The organism is Halomonas sp. ISL-56 (assembly GCF_018612805.1).
Taxonomy (GTDB): domain Bacteria; phylum Pseudomonadota; class Gammaproteobacteria; order Pseudomonadales; family Halomonadaceae; genus Vreelandella.
Window position 1 is genome coordinate 137349 of the sequence record NZ_JAGGRO010000005.1, and the last position, 12831, is coordinate 150179.

Annotated in this window: 11 protein-coding genes and 2 pseudogenes; 3 read left to right on the forward strand and 10 right to left on the reverse strand. The window is 44.5% G+C overall.

Going from position 1 to position 12831, the window contains the following annotated elements:
- Positions 1 to 17 precede the first annotated feature (17 nt).
- The 3 genes from J7J49_RS04240 to J7J49_RS04250 form a co-directional block, all read right to left on the reverse strand.
- Positions 18 to 1856, reverse strand: coding sequence for a carbamoyltransferase family protein (locus J7J49_RS04240; RefSeq protein ID WP_215090455.1), 1839 nt, complete (start codon positions 1854 to 1856; stop codon positions 18 to 20).
- Positions 1853 to 3967: an iron-containing redox enzyme family protein gene (locus J7J49_RS04245; RefSeq protein WP_215090457.1), complete on the reverse strand. Its 2115-nt coding sequence runs from the start codon at positions 3965 to 3967 to the stop codon at positions 1853 to 1855. The genes J7J49_RS04240 and J7J49_RS04245 overlap by 4 nt, the downstream gene beginning before the upstream one ends.
- Before the next feature lie 94 nt (positions 3968 to 4061).
- On the reverse strand, positions 4062 to 5132 hold the full coding sequence (locus J7J49_RS04250; protein ID WP_215090459.1) for a hypothetical protein: 1071 nt from the start codon (positions 5130 to 5132) through the stop codon (positions 4062 to 4064).
- 373 nt (positions 5133 to 5505) lie between these two features.
- On the opposite strand from J7J49_RS04250, the gene J7J49_RS04255 reads away from it, so the two are divergent.
- The 3 genes and pseudogenes from J7J49_RS04255 to J7J49_RS04265 all read left to right on the forward strand — a co-directional run.
- Positions 5506 to 5700, forward strand: coding sequence for a hypothetical protein (locus tag J7J49_RS04255; protein ID WP_215090461.1), 195 nt, complete (start codon positions 5506 to 5508; stop codon positions 5698 to 5700).
- Positions 5687 to 7044, forward strand: a protein-coding gene (locus tag J7J49_RS04260) for an IS3 family transposase (RefSeq protein ID WP_215090463.1) whose coding sequence is annotated in 2 segments (ribosomal slippage) — positions 5687 to 6167 and positions 6167 to 7044 — 1359 coding nt in all. Because the reading frame shifts where the segments join, the coding sequence is not laid out codon by codon here. Before J7J49_RS04255 ends, J7J49_RS04260 begins: the two co-directional genes overlap by 14 nt.
- A gap of 48 nt (positions 7045 to 7092) precedes the next feature.
- A pseudogene (locus J7J49_RS04265) lies at positions 7093 to 7409 on the forward strand (transposase); the annotation flags it as partial.
- Positions 7410 to 7471: 62 nt separating this feature from the next.
- On the opposite strand, the gene istB reads toward J7J49_RS04265, so the two are convergent.
- From istB to J7J49_RS04305, 7 genes and pseudogenes are all read right to left on the reverse strand, one after another.
- The gene (istB, locus tag J7J49_RS04270; RefSeq protein WP_215090465.1) at positions 7472 to 8212 is read right to left on the reverse strand and encodes an IS21-like element helper ATPase IstB; all 741 of its coding nucleotides are present in this window, start codon (positions 8210 to 8212) and stop codon (positions 7472 to 7474) included.
- A pseudogene (locus J7J49_RS22430) lies at positions 8199 to 9319 on the reverse strand (Mu transposase domain-containing protein); the annotation flags it as partial. The gene istB and the pseudogene J7J49_RS22430, both read right to left, overlap by 14 nt.
- Positions 9320 to 9450: 131 nt before the next feature.
- Positions 9451 to 9720 carry a hypothetical protein gene (locus tag J7J49_RS04285; protein WP_502793504.1) on the reverse strand — a complete coding sequence of 90 codons (270 nt, stop codon included), beginning with the start codon at positions 9718 to 9720 and terminating at the stop codon, positions 9451 to 9453.
- A gap of 171 nt (positions 9721 to 9891) precedes the next feature.
- Positions 9892 to 10632, reverse strand: coding sequence for a TSUP family transporter (locus tag J7J49_RS04290; RefSeq protein WP_215090469.1), 741 nt, complete (start codon positions 10630 to 10632; stop codon positions 9892 to 9894).
- Positions 10620 to 11852: an MFS transporter gene (locus tag J7J49_RS04295; RefSeq protein ID WP_353048335.1), complete on the reverse strand. Its 1233-nt coding sequence runs from the start codon at positions 11850 to 11852 to the stop codon at positions 10620 to 10622. The genes J7J49_RS04290 and J7J49_RS04295 overlap by 13 nt, the downstream gene beginning before the upstream one ends.
- Complete coding sequence (locus J7J49_RS04300) at positions 11797 to 12249, reverse strand: CYTH domain-containing protein (RefSeq protein ID WP_215090471.1); 453 nt, start codon at positions 12247 to 12249, stop codon at positions 11797 to 11799. The genes J7J49_RS04295 and J7J49_RS04300 overlap by 56 nt, the downstream gene beginning before the upstream one ends.
- Before the next feature lie 11 nt (positions 12250 to 12260).
- Positions 12261 to 12827 carry a phosphoglycerate mutase family protein gene (locus tag J7J49_RS04305; protein WP_215090472.1) on the reverse strand — a complete coding sequence of 189 codons (567 nt, stop codon included), beginning with the start codon at positions 12825 to 12827 and terminating at the stop codon, positions 12261 to 12263.
- Positions 12828 to 12831: the final 4 nt, after the last annotated feature.

Consider the following 12831-nt stretch of genomic DNA (forward strand, 5'->3'; position numbering starts at 1 on the left):
ATTATGAATTGACGATTTTAATCAAGAGGAACACTTTCTCGCCAATCAAATTCCTCAGTAAAACAAGGTTGCTCTGATTTCTTAAGGAAGAAACTTCCAATCGCTAAAGCATCTATATTGGTTCGCATAAAACATCGATACGCCTCCGAAACCGTGTTTACTATAGGTTCACCACGAACGTTAAATGATGTATTAACCAACACAGGACATCCTGTAGCTTTTTCAAATCTTTCTAATAATGCGCGGAACCTTGGGTTACGTTCAGAATCAACAGTTTGTACACGAGCAGAATAGTCAACATGAGTAATAGCAGGTAAATCGCTTCTAACCGTTTTTAGCAATTCAATCCCTGTAAGAGTAGTATCACCTGTAGTATTCTTTCTAATATTTTTCGCAACAGGTGAAACTATGAGCATATAGGGACTCTCTTCTCGTATATCGAAATATTCACTAGCTTTTTCCGCTAACACTACTGGAGCGAAAGGTCGAAAGGACTCACGAAATTTAATTCTTAGATTCATTGTGGACTGTGTATCTTCACTTCGTGGGTCTCCCAAAATAGACCTAGCACCTAAAGCTCGTGGGCCAAACTCCATCCGTCCCTGAAACCAGCCAACGACCCCTCCATTTGATATTGTATTTACAACTTTCTCATCTAGGTCTGAATTTGAGAGACTATTATATATGGCACCATACTTATCTAACTCAGCCTGGATATGTGAATCAGTGTATTCAGGGCCGAGAAGGGCTCCGCTCATTCCATCAGAAAGCCTGGACATTAATTCCCTAGACTTTACAGCTCTATGTTTTCTATCCGATAGAATTGCTGCCCCTAAAGATCCACCTGCATCTCCTGCTGCTGGCTGTATCCAAAGTTTATTAAAAATCTTTTCACGAGAAATTATGCCATTAGCCACACAGTTAAGAGCGACACCTCCTGCCATACAAAGAGATGTCTCACCCGTTAGTCGTTGAGCTGTATGTGCCAATCTAGATACTACAATTTCAGTGACTTTCTGGACTGAAGCTGCAAGATTAAATTCACGATCAGTTATAGGAGTTTCTGGCATACGCCGTGGTCCTCCAAAAAGATCTTCGAATGCAGACCCCGTCATTGCTTCACCTTTCACGTACTCAAACTTCTTCCAGTCAAGGCGAAAGCTTCCGTCAGGCTTTACATCTATTAGCTCTGTTAATATTTTATCTACATAAGTAGGCTTTCCATAAGGTGCAAGCCCCATAAGTTTATATTCACCAGAGTCAACTTTGAATCCACAAAAATATGTGAACGCTGAATACAATAGACCGAGTGAATGAGGAAAACATATCTCAGCTACACACTTAATTCCATCACCTTTTCCATGCCAAATACTTGTTGTCGCCCATTCACCAACACTGTCTATGCATAAGATTGCTGCATCTTCAAATGGACTTGGAAAAAAAGCAGAGGCTGCATGCGATGCATGGTGATTGTGTAAATCTACAGATCGGTTTTCACGGTCACCAAGTTCTTTTAAGTGCTTTAATACTTCTCGCCTCATGTTCTTTTTAGTTGAAATCCATTCATCAAAAATTGGTAAAAAATTTTGATATGCTTCAAATCCAGCGAGCGCAGCTGTTGAGACTACACGCTTAAATTTAAGAGCTGGATCTTCATAATAGGCCACATGATCTATATCTGAAAGCCTCATCCCAGCATGATTTATAACAAAGGAAATTGCCTCTTTTGGAAACGAATGGTCATGCCTAATACGACTAAATCGTTCTTCTTGAGCTGCCGCTACAACTTTTCCATCCACAACTAGTGTGGCAGCGCTATCATGATAAAAAGCAGAAATACCAAGGGTACTGGTCATAGGAAATATCTCACTTTTTTTCGTATTTTACTTATAACAGTCAAGTTCCTAACAGGGTTTAGAGCTACAAACCCTGTGCGCACTCTCGCCCAATATTTTGCCCGAATAGTTTTGGGCAAGTCAGACATATAAGTATCAATACTTGAAACAGCCCACGCTGAATGACCTGTGGCAATATTATCGATTGAGTTATGCAAATCTACGAACATAGTTGGGTAACCATACTTAGATAGAGCTTTATGGGTTCTACGATACCCTCCACCAACACCAGAAATCTCCATAGCTAGATTTAACCCTAATATTTCAGGCTCGTAGGTCTGTGGGTAACGTCCTATAGATAACCAAAAGACTGGTAATTCAAAATCTTTATTACCAAAAAATTGAGAGCCTGCGTAACTAGGATCTGATATATCTGGAAAATCTCCATAAACAGCTTTAAGTAATTCACGATAAATTACTGGATGATTCTGCTTATAAACGCCATTACCAAGCTCATCAAACAGCGTTTCAAAAAGAGTATAACCTGAGTCAGAAGATGCTATTGCGGGATGCGAAAAGCCTGTTAACCAAGCACCATCAATCATAGTAAGCGGAGCTAGCGATAAAACATCAGCTACTACCTCTTCTCTTGATTGTGTTTCATATTGATCATCTGCGTGACTGTTTGAAATTTCATGCTGATCGTGAAGCCATTTTCGAAGACCTCCCGGCTCCCACTTATGCGGCAGCGTACAAATGCCTTTTTCAACAGCACGAGAGGCACTAGACAACCACTGAGAAATATATTTACGAGTGTATTCTTGTTCGTGGTATGAAAGTTCAGTGTGTAACAAGCGCGGATATGCTTGCCTTGCTTTCTTGAAAATAGCACAGTTAGGGGCTGAGCCTCCGTTACCTGTTCCCTCAGGAAAGACACCCTCATCTTTCCATATCAAATGTGCTGCGGGTTGTAGTGGAGCACTATCATAAGGTAAATTTGCTATCCAGCGACGGAGAATTAAAATATCGTCACGATTAAATATTCTGAACATTTTCCCATGAGCAGATATCAACCCATTCAATAAGGGACTACTATCGGGGTTTCCTGCTCTCACCAATGAGCTCGCTGCTAACTGTTCCAAGAAAGATTGTTCATCGTCACTATTCAGCAATTTTTGCATAGAAACTTTATTTATCTTTGCGTGTTCATGATAAAGACAAGCTTCTGGTTTTCGCCGATTGACAAAGTGTCGTGCAGCCTCTCTAGGATCTAGCCATCGAGTCAATATGTTAAGTATATTTTCATTAAAAGACTCCGTTTTCTGACGTGCCCAAGTATAGCCGCAGCAAACAGCTTTCATACCTTCAATGCGCTTCTCTTCGAAATATTCCAACACAGCTTTTTCAGAGAGCTCGCATAATCCCTTGTTGCCATTTGAAGGGTTAACTCCTAAACTAAATAATCTATCGGAAAATGACGACCTTGCCGCTATAAACTTAAAGTTAGGAAGAATATCGCAGTGCCTCAGATATAGGTTTACTCCGAGAATCTCCCCAGTTAAAGATTCAGGGAAGTGACTTAAAATCATCATGTTTGCAGCCATACTAAATGCCCCTTCCGATATTCGGGAATCTTCAGCAGTGTGCAATAAATCACTGCCTGCATCCGCTATCGAAAGGTCACGAAGTACTTCATGATATCGGTTTATTCGACTCGCTCTAGGCTGACCAACACCCATATCAATTGCATGAATCTTGAGAGCAGACATGGCATAACGGCTTTCATTGTTCCAGTTACCAGAAACTGAATGCATAAGATACTGAGTAGCAATAAAAAATGGGGTAGACTCTAGTGCCGCTTTTGAACGAAGTGAATTATTTCCTTCCTTATCGGCATTGACCTTCTCTGAAAGCACTGAAAATTCTTCATGATAAGTTGCCAACCGTGCCCTGGATTCATTAGCCAGTTTGCTAAGCATTTCAGTATCAGCAAATTTTTTATGACTAATGATATCTTTTCCAATTGAGCACGATAAGTTAGCACGGATATCATTAGGGCAGAATATGCTCCTGACATCATCCCCAACTTCAGGACCCAATAATTTTGAGAAATACTGTCGGCTATTTTTCATTAGTACATCGGATATATTGAAGAGTTATTTTTTTTCTTAGATTTTTTCTTCTTTCTAAAAATAGAACTGATTTTCTTAACTATTTTTTTTAACATTACGCACCCCCACAAGAAGACTGAATATATTTTTGAATTGCGCTAGCTATAACATCATTGCCATGATCTGTAAAATGCGCACGATCAACAAAAAGCCAGTCAGAAGACGGACGGCTTCTCAGGTCTGCTACTAAGCTTCCGAAAGAGATACCTTTCTCTGCGCAACCTTTTGATAAGCTATTAGCGTAAAGCTCAGCAACTTCTGGACTAGATATATCTCCATAAAGTTTTTCCCATGTGCCCAGTTTCGATATTGCATCTAACTCATCAAATAATTTTTTTTCCTCAACACATGGTTCACGCACCCAGGTTGCTAACGGTTGCAAAATAAAAGTAAGTTTTGCACCAAGAGATGAGGCAAGCAGTCGCCAAGTATTTAACCTATGCATCATTTCTTGGACGGACCTGTCAAGTGTTTCTTTAATCGGGGGCACTGCCGTTATTTCAGCAGGCCACTTAGGAAGATTTAATATAGGTGGCTCTCCACCGTTTTCTTCGACTATTTCATCAAACTTATTGAAGTAATCACCACAAAAATAGAAAGGTGGTAAACCACCACGAATAAACTCCGGCAATCTAGCCATCACTAACGTGTTAAACCCACCCATGATTACAATATGTTTAATATTTTTAATTCGATGTAAATGTAGAATAAAAAGAAGCAATTCCTGAACTGAATTATAACAATGGCCTGCCAAATTTAACCAAGGTAAATTATCAGGATCCTTAATAGCTAATCGACTGACAACAGATGTTTCATCACTAGTTGCCCCGTAACCCAAGGCAGGCGAACCGCCAACAAGTAGGTTTACAGGGGCTTTTGAACTTAGTTTGTCAAGTGTTCCGACGCTTATCCTATTTCCTTCACTATCATGTGAAAAACGAAAGCCAAGATAATCAGTATTTATAGCTCTTGACTCAAAATCAGCTGGATTAAACCCCATTAAATAGGGAAGATGTTGAGCTATTGAGCGACTCGCAAAACGGTCATAATCCAGCATTTGGGGTGTCATTTTAACCCGTAACAAATTCTCATCATTTAGTGCCGGGCGTCTTCTGATTTTAAGCATAAATTATCTCTATTTTATATATTTATGAATATTAATAAATTCACATCGTTATTATTTTCTTTAGATAAATCTATATGCTGACTTAACTTATCTGTTAATTGAGGACAAAAGTACCAGAATCCTATCAATCTTGAACCTGTACTAGAGAACAGGTGTGACGTCCTAAATGTCCAAGTGCCATGCATACCGTAGTTTGAGAAGAGCTGCATATATAACTACAGGGATTAGGGATTAAGATGCATTCCAGTGAATAACAAATTACTGCCGACACCCTTGAGTAGCGCTACACTTTTTAGAGTCCGATCCTATGCGAGGCTGTGTGAAAACGTAGCTGTCGCTATACTTATCCCATGACAGAGTGTGTGAGGTAACGATGAAACGGTTCGTCGCAGGTGAGTCCCGATCCCAAGCCACCTTGTTTCCTGAGCTTTCGGATGATTTTGTCTCTGAAGATAATCCGGTTCGGGCCATTGAGGGTTTTGTTGACGCCCTTGACCTCAAAGTGAACTGCACCCCAAAAGTTGGACACTCCTCCAACGATTGGGGTGTTTTTCATGGCGAAACATAATGAAGAGTTCAAACTGTTAGTCGTACAGCGTTACACAGAAGGACAGCTGGGTTATAGGAGTCTGGCCAATCAGTACGGTCTTGACCACGCCACCATCAGGCGTTGGGTTAAAAGCTATGAACAACATGGCCTGCACGGCTTGCAGAAGAAGTTCAGCCGCTACAGTGCAGAGTTTAAATTGTCGGTGTTGCAACGGATGAGGCAAGAGGATCTCTCGGCCCGACAAGCGATTGCCTTGTTCGATATCCGAGGTGGAGTGGGTGTCGTGCGGGGGTGGGAAAGTCAGTATCATAAAGGAGGCTTCCAGGCGTTGGAGCCTAAAGCCCGAGGTCGCCCGACGAAGATGCCCACAGCAGAGCCCCCCAAGCCCCCACTTCCAGTGACGGAAAAGAGCTCACTGGAGCAACTGCTCCAAGAGAACGAATACTTGCGAGCAGAGGTGGCCTACCTAAAAAAGTTGAGGGCCTTGCGTCAGTCCAAAGAGCAAGCCGCGCAGAAAAAGCGCGACTAGTCCTTGAACTGAAGCATGGCCATCCTTTACCGGTGCTGCTAAAAGTAGCCGAACTGTCGCGTAGCACCTTCTATTATCAGGTAAAGGCACAGCAGTTTGATGACCGGCACGCTGGTCTGAAGTTGCGCATTCACGCCCTCTACGAGCGTCATAAAGGCCGCTATGGCTATCGTCGAATTACAGCAGCGCTGCGCCAAGCGGGTGAGAGGGTCAACCACAAGACAGTCCAACGCCTGATGCAGCACCTGGGTTTGAAGTCATTGGTACGCCCGAAGAAATACCGCTCCTATCGTGGACAACAGGCCAGTGTGCCAAACCTCCTTGCCCGTCAGTTTCAGGCTGAACGCCCCAACCAAAAGTGGGTCACCGACGTCACGGAGTTCAATGTCCGAGGCGAAAAGCTCTACCTGTCTCCCGTGATGGATCTCTACAATGGGGAAATTGTGTCCTACACAATGCAGAAACGGCCAGCGTTCTCACTGGTAGGGGAGATGCTGAACAAAGCCTTGGCCAAGCTGGCCGACCAAAGCGCGCCGCTACTGCATTCCGACCAAGGTTGGCAATATCAGATGCCTGCTTACCGGCGCAAGCTTGCCCAGTATGGCGTGACCCAGAGCATGTCACGCAAGGGGAATTGTCTAGATAATGCCGCGATGGAGAGTTTCTTTGGAACGCTGAAGTCAGAATATTTTTACCTGAACCGCTTTGACACCATGGAGCAATTACAAGCGGGCATCCGACACTACATCCATTACTATAACCACGAGCGCATCAAGTCCAAACTAAAAGGCCTGAGCCCGGTGCAGTACCGAACTCAGGCCTTATCCGCTTAGTGTTTTACTGTCCAAGTTTTTGGGGGCAGTTCAAACAGCGGGGCTTTATTTAATGGCATTGATCCTCATGCAGCAGGCCAGCCCACCTACCATTTCGCCGTTCTTTTAAAAATCTATCTCTACGGCTACCTCAATCACATCCAGTCTAGCCGCCGTCTGGAGCATGAGGCACAGCGTAATTAATCGCGGATTTCCGCAAAAACAACGGCAAAGCGATTCAAGCTACTTTCCGCGAATTTGTGTTGATATGTCGCCGTCTAGGGCTCTTTTCGCATTCAGTAATGGGTATTGATGGTAGCAAATTTAAGGCAGTCAACAATCGAGACCGTAACTTCACCTTGCTCAAGATGAAGCGTCGGGCAGAAGTGTCAATGGCCATTTATTTTAACCCACCTTTGGCCAATAAAATTGACTCACCTACCTTTACCTAAGTTGTCGTTTTCTGCTTCAGCCGATAGCTCTCTCCTCCCAGCATAAAGATGTGTGAGTGGTGGATAACCCGGTCGATGATCGGTACCGCAACCGCATCATCGTGGAAGAACTCGCCCCAGTTGGTGAAGTCCTTGTTGGTGGTCAGGATGATGCTGCGGTACTCGTACAGGCTGTTGATCAACTGGAACAGGTTGTAACGCGACTGCTTCGTCATCGGCAGGTAGCCCAATTCATCGATCACCAGCACATCGTACTTCGCCAGTTGACTCAGCCGTTTCTTGAGCTCGCCCTTCATCTCGGCGAGCTCCAAATCTTGCACCAAGGCCAGTGCAGTGCGGAACAGCACCTTGTAGCCTGCCTCAATGGCCTTGAGTGCAATGCCGATGGCCAAATGCGTTTTGCCCACTCCAGGTTGCCCGATGAAGATCAGGTTCTGGCGCTGGTCGATGAACCCGAAGTCCAGCAGAGCGTTCACCTGACGCTTGGTGATGGTGGTCTGGTGGCGGTAGTCGAACGCCTCCAGCAGCTTGTGCGCAGGCAGTTGCGCCTGTTTCAGGTGGCGGATTATCCGGCTACGGGTGCGCTCACCTAACTCGTGCTGGGCGATCTGCCCGGCGAAGTCCAGGTGCGACAACTCATTGGCTTCCGCCTGCGACAGCAGCTGGGCCAACTGCTTCGCCGTGGCGTACAGGCGCAGGCTGCGGTACTGGGCCTGAGTTTGCTCAAGCCGTCTCATGGGTCACCTCCAGGCCACTGGAGTGGCCAAGCTGGTCATAAGCTTGAAGGGCTGTTGCTGGCAACCGGTTCTTCGGTTCAGGGCACTCGACCCAATCAGGCGTCCGACCTCGCACCTGAGCCTGCACCCAGGCTTCGAGGTAGCGCTGTACCGCCGATGTGGTCAGTTGGGGGTGCCGGGGCAGGGTCGTCAATAACTCGGCATCCACGGGTGCGTGCTTGAGTAGCAGGTCTCGCAGCCCGACCAACTGATCCTTGTAGATTCTGGGTGAGGTGCTCTTGAGCAACTGGCACAGTGCCTCGCCGGTTCCAATAGGCAACTGCTCGGCAATGGCGGCTTCCAGTTCGGCAATGCGCTGAGCCGGATCCCGGTAATGGTGGTTGTTCTTGATCGTGCGACCCTTCTCCAGGCTCAGCGTGTGGGTGACGATCCGCTCGCCTGTCTCCAGGTCGTGGATGTGCAAGGCACCGTCCTGTTCCGATACACCCACCTGGGCGCGCTGCCAGGCCAGAGGAACCGAGTATTTGTTGGCCTTCCAACTGATCAGGCCGGTCTTGTCGGTACGCTGGGGCTCGTGCGCTGGCGCGCTGTGCAGCAAGGCCGTGGGAGCTGCATAAGGTCGCAGTTGAGCTCGTTCTTCGCGCTCGAATACACCCGAGGTTGATGCCCGGTGGTGCCATGCACGCGCGCATTGGCGACCGTCTCAAGCCAGTGCTGCAGGTGTTGGTGCATGGCCGCCTCACTCTCGAAGCACTCGCCGTAGAAGGCGTCCTGCTTGACGTACTTGACCCCGGCTTCGACCTTGCCCTTGCTCTCCGGGTCGTAGCCTTCGCGGGCATGGATGCGGTAGCCGACAGTGGTCGCGTACTGGTGGAAGCGCTGGTTGAGGGTCAGCTCCCGGTACTGCTCGCTGATGACCACCATTTTGGTCTGGTCGTAGACGCACTCTTCGGCCATGCCACCAAAGTAGCGGAAGGCTTCGTCGTGCAACTGGATGAAGGCGTCGGTATCGAGCGGCTTCAGGCGCGCCCCCACATACATCAGACGTGAGCAGGCCAGCACAAAGACCACGAAGTAGACCGTGCGCTCCACGCCGGCAATGAGTACCCCGTCCCAGGTTTACCAGGGATTGGGCTAATTTAAGCGCTACGCTAACCCCTTCCACTCAGGCCAACTTCGTGACTATCTGTTGGGTCAAATTCGCCATGCCGCCGCAGACTAGAACGATAGCGCCAATGTCATCCTCCGTCAGCACTCTTCCACAATGAGGGTAAATGCCGCATCAAGGTGGTGTTCAAGATCCAACACTGGGATTTCAGCGGCGCGAATGCGGCGACAGAAGTGACGATGGAAAAGCGGATGCTGATAAGTGTGGTAAGGAGGAAGGCCGTTTCGGCAATACCAATGACCGGGGCGCGGGTTAACTCACGCACAGCAAGCAGGCCGGAGTCACCAAAATAGGCCACCACATAGGCATCCATATTGCCTACGCGCTCGCCTTTACACACTTCCTCGGCAACCCCTACCTCCTGTCATTGTAGAGGCTCTATCGTGGCTCAACTTAGGGGGCGAATTCCACTCCCAACGTCGAAGAGCCAATAAAAAGTAGGTAAGCGATAAGAAAGTCACTTCTCTTCAGTTTAACCTTCTGTTCAATAATACGAAAAATAAAACTATTACTACCACAGCTGAGTGTCTTTTGTTATCAAAAGCAGTGAATATGCCAGCATGAATAAAACGAAAATATTGTTGAATTTACTTGAATCAATATTTTTAAACATGCTTTTACCTATTGCTATATATGCAACGGAAGAGATGACAGGCACAATTAATGAGACATAAGTAAATTTGTCGTAATGAAAGAAAAATAGCACAACCAGTTGTATTGTTGCAAACCATAAGTAGCAGAAGGAAATGAATCTTCTAACGTCTGTTTTTTCACTATACTTCACTGAGGAAATAACCGACAACACGCTTCCTCCAAGGTTAGATACTCCGTGAATAACCCCCATAGTTACGAGGTAAAGATGAAAGTTGTTTTTTACATTGCTAGCAAATAAAAACTCTACCCTACTTGATAGTTTTATCAGTACAGTGGCTAGCATTAAAACTCCTACCGCTAAACTAATTTTAAAGTTCGAGTCTAGGCTTAGCACTACTGCCAAAGAAATGAACAGCGGAACAATTGACCAAGTAAAGAACTCTCGTGCCACATTTTTCTCAATTTTTACATCACCTCTAACTTGCAAAATACTAATGGCGATAGAAGCTGGCAATAGGTAAGCTAAACAGCTAGAGTAAGGTAAGCCCAACAAGAGTAACGTTGGTGTACCAAACACTAGCAACCCCATCCCCAAGATCGATTGCACGACGCTGAAGATCAGAACAACAGACAGAATAATTAGATCTAACTCTGACATACAGCCTCTTTTCTTTGCTTAGAAATAAGTATCGATACTAATATCGCTGAGAGAAGTACAATAAGAGCAGACGATACATAGATCTTTCCAATACTGTCAGGCAAATAGAAGCCACCTATTAAAGCACCGAAGGCAATACCTATATGTAAGAGCGAGTTATTAAGAGTGAGCATGATATCTTCAACCCCTTTACTGTTTAAAGCAATTAGGGCTTGAATTGCAGGAGTAGACATCCAAGAAGCAACTCCCCAAAGTACAGAAAAAGCAATAGCACCATAGAAGCTGATTAAGAATTGACCCGCGACATATAGTATCAACGCATGAAGGACAAAACCAACTAAGATAGTGGGTTTACTACCAATCCTATCATTTAGCTTACCACCAATCTTTGAACCAAATAACGTCGAGATCCCGAATAAAGCCAATAAGATACTGACTTCGCCTGATTTATATTGATACTCACCTGAAAGTACAGCGGGATAGTATGTAAAAAGGATGGAGTAACCCATCATCCATAAAAATGTAAAGACTAAGCCAGAATAGGACTCAATAGGGAGAGCCTTAATCCTAGACATATATTCACTTGGCCCCACGGGCTGTTTCACGTCCTCATGGACAACCGGTAATGCTTTATACTGAGCTATAATCGTCAAAATTGATAAGACGCTAATGATAATAAAAGTAAGCCTCCAGCCTAGCTCATCAGCAATCATAACACTCAGTGGAACACCTAATATGAGTGATGCACCAAAACCTACAAGTATGTAACTTAGTACTCCGCCAACTTCTTTTTTATCTACAAGACTAATTACTGAGCCCAAGATAGTACCGGCAAGTGCACCCGACACCGAAGCAAGCATCACCCTTGAAACACCAAGAACAAGCGGGTTGGGAGAGATTGCTGATACAACATTAGTAATTAAAAATAACAACGATAAACCAATAATAACTTTACGTTTAGGTACATTTCTAGTTAGATAAATAACCAATGGCCCACCGACGGCAAATGAAACTGAGTATGCGGCAATTATTTCACCAATATCAGCAACTTCAGATTGAAACTCCATACTGATATGTTCGATGAGGCCAATCATTGCCATCTCGGTCCAACCAACTAAGAATATAGTGAAAAATAAAATCTGAACTTGTAGAGAGTACCTCATACTACTTAACCTTCCGCAAGTTGTAATTGTAGTATTTACTATCACCCGTAACTTCATCGCCTACCCACTCAGGTAAATCTAATTCTTCAGTGCAACATTCCAACTCAACTTCAGCTAGCAAGAAGTTCAATTTTGGGTCTTCAAAATCATCAATGCTCCACTCTTTTCCATTATGGTTGATGTAGTAACGTTGTTTCTTAATAATTTCGTTGCTATCAATTAAACTTAAAAAGTGACTGGCAAAGTCTACGGTTATATTGAATTCAAGTTCACTTCTGGTGATGGCTGCATGTTTTTCTTTTATAGTGATCTTAGCCTTGTCTGCAGAGATTCTTATTCTAAACTCATGACTCTCATGCTCAGCAAATAAATATCCTTGAACAATATCTACCTTTTTCTCAACCAAGTGTTCTATGGGTTGAGAAACTAGAAACTTCCTTTCCGTCTCAAACATTCCTTTAGCCTTTATTTTGTCATTAAATCGTATGGGAGATCATAAATATCGTCAATAACTCTAACAGAAATTTTTTTCCCGACCACATCTATAACTGTAATACTTGCATTTCTTACCTTAATATTTAGCTTGTCGTCCTTGAGCAACTCCCTAAGAATACATTTTATAACTCCGTTGTGAGTAAAACATAGGGTATTCGCGCTTTCTGCTGTCGATAATAAGTCGTAAAAACCACTGACCACCCGAGAGTAAAATTCCTGATACATACTTGAAGACTTACTTCCGTTGGTGCCATCATGACTGCCAATATGAAAAGAGGCTTCTTTTAAGAAGGGAATTTCAAACACCGATTCAACTGAATCGTGTACCTGAACAAAATGATCTCTTGTTTGTACTGCTCGAGTTAGGCTACTACTCGATACGTGAACTGAGTGCCCTTTTAATAATTTATAAAGATGCATGGAAAGATATTTAGCCTGTAACTCTCCCATGCTTGTGAGTGAGCTATCAAAGTCTTGATCTTTACCGATTTGCCAATAAAATTGACCATGTCTGATCAAATAAATCTTCCCATGCATTTTA

Coding starts and splice junctions, on each gene's coding strand:
- J7J49_RS04240 (WP_215090455.1), bottom strand. CDS start 1,856: ATGACCAGTACCCTTGGTATTTCTGCTTTTTATCATGATAGCGCTGCC.
- J7J49_RS04245 (WP_215090457.1), bottom strand. CDS start 3,967: ATGAAAAATAGCCGACAGTATTTCTCAAAATTATTGGGTCCTGAAGTT.
- J7J49_RS04250 (WP_215090459.1), bottom strand. CDS start 5,132: ATGCTTAAAATCAGAAGACGCCCGGCACTAAATGATGAGAATTTGTTA.
- J7J49_RS04255 (WP_215090461.1), top strand. CDS start 5,506: ATGAAACGGTTCGTCGCAGGTGAGTCCCGATCCCAAGCCACCTTGTTT.
- istB (WP_215090465.1), bottom strand. CDS start 8,212: ATGAGACGGCTTGAGCAAACTCAGGCCCAGTACCGCAGCCTGCGCCTG.
- J7J49_RS04290 (WP_215090469.1), bottom strand. CDS start 10,632: ATGTCAGAGTTAGATCTAATTATTCTGTCTGTTGTTCTGATCTTCAGC.
- J7J49_RS04295 (WP_353048335.1), bottom strand. CDS start 11,852: ATGAAGTTACGGGTGATAGTAAATACTACAATTACAACTTGCGGAAGG.
- J7J49_RS04300 (WP_215090471.1), bottom strand. CDS start 12,249: ATGTTTGAGACGGAAAGGAAGTTTCTAGTTTCTCAACCCATAGAACAC.
- J7J49_RS04305 (WP_215090472.1), bottom strand. CDS start 12,827: ATGCATGGGAAGATTTATTTGATCAGACATGGTCAATTTTATTGGCAA.